Genomic DNA, 1,319 nt, shown 5'->3' on the forward strand with positions numbered 1-1,319 from the left:
TGTCAGGATTTCCGTGTGCGGGCGGGCATAATGGGTAAAAAGGGAGTCCCACTATGTCTCGACGCAAAGAGCCTGCCATACCGAATGAGCTTCTCGATCAGCTTTTGGCGGGCGGCGCTGCCAGTGCCGCCTTCGAGCAGGGCGGTCTGCTCGATTCGCTGAAGAAGGCGCTGACAGAGCGTGCCCTGAATGCGGAGATGGATCACCACCTCGCTGGCGAAGACGGCGCCGGCAACATGCGCAACGGCTACGGTCGGAAGACGGTAATGACCGACACCGGCAAGTTGGCGATCGACGTACCGCGCGATCGCCAGTCGAGCTTCGACCCGCAGTTGATCGCCAAGTATCAACGCCGCTTTCCCGGCTTCGACGACAAGATCGTGTCGATGTACGCGCGCGGCATGAGCACCCGCGAGATCACCAGGCACCTGCACGATCTTTACGGCATCGACGTCTCACCCGATTTGATCAGCACGGTGACCGACGCCGTGCTCGATGAGGTCGCCACTTGGCAGCAGCGGCCGCTCGATCCGGTTTACCCACTGGTCTTCTTCGACGCGATCCGGGTCAAGATCCGCGACGAGGGCATGGTGCGCAACAAGGCGATCCACATTGCGCTGGGCGTCCGCGCCGACGGCGCAAAGGAGGTGCTCGGCCTGTGGCTCGAGCAGAATGAGGGTGCCAAGTTCTGGCTTCGGGTGATGAACGAGCTTCGCAACCGTGGCGTCGAAGACATCCTGCTGGCCGTCGTTGACGGCCTGAAGGGCTTTCCCGATGCGATCACCGCAGTGTTCCCCGATGCGATCGTCCAGACCTGCATCGTTCACCTGCTGCGCAACTCGATGGACTTCGTCTCCTGGAAGGACCGCAAGAACCTCGCCAGCGCGCTTAAGGAGATTTACCGTGCCACCGACGCGGATGCCGCCGAAAAGGCGCTGACGGCATTTGAGGCTGGCCCTTGGGGGCAGCGCTATCCCGCCATCGGCCAGAGCTGGCGGCGCGCCTGGGGCGAGGTGATCCCGTTTTTTGCGTTCCCCGACGAGGTCCGCCGGATCATCTACACCACGAACGCGATCGAAGCTTTGAACTCGAAGCTCAGGCGGGCTGTCAGGGCCAGGGGACACTTCCCCAGCGACGAGGCCGCCACCAAGCTGCTCTATCTGATCTTGAATCGGTCGGAGAAAGAGTGGAAGATGCCACCACGTGAGTGGACCATGGCGAAGGCGCAATTTGCCGTGATCTTCGGCGAACGTTTCATCAGAGCCATGGCGGCCTGATGATCAACCGCCCGCCCGCACACGGAAATCCTGACACTCCCG

1 protein-coding gene is annotated in these 1,319 nt (G+C 62.0%); it reads left to right on the plus strand.

Annotation, left to right across the window (positions count from 1 at the left end):
* The first annotated feature begins 53 nt into the window (after positions 1–53).
* Positions 54–1,277, plus strand: coding sequence for an IS256-like element ISSpwi2 family transposase (locus SxD43FB_RS23605; protein ID WP_014082638.1), 1,224 nt, complete (start codon positions 54–56; stop codon positions 1,275–1,277).
* Positions 1,278–1,319 lie beyond the last annotated feature (42 nt).

The organism is Sphingobium sp. D43FB (assembly GCF_002312805.1).
Taxonomy (GTDB): Bacteria; Pseudomonadota; Alphaproteobacteria; order Sphingomonadales; family Sphingomonadaceae; genus Sphingobium.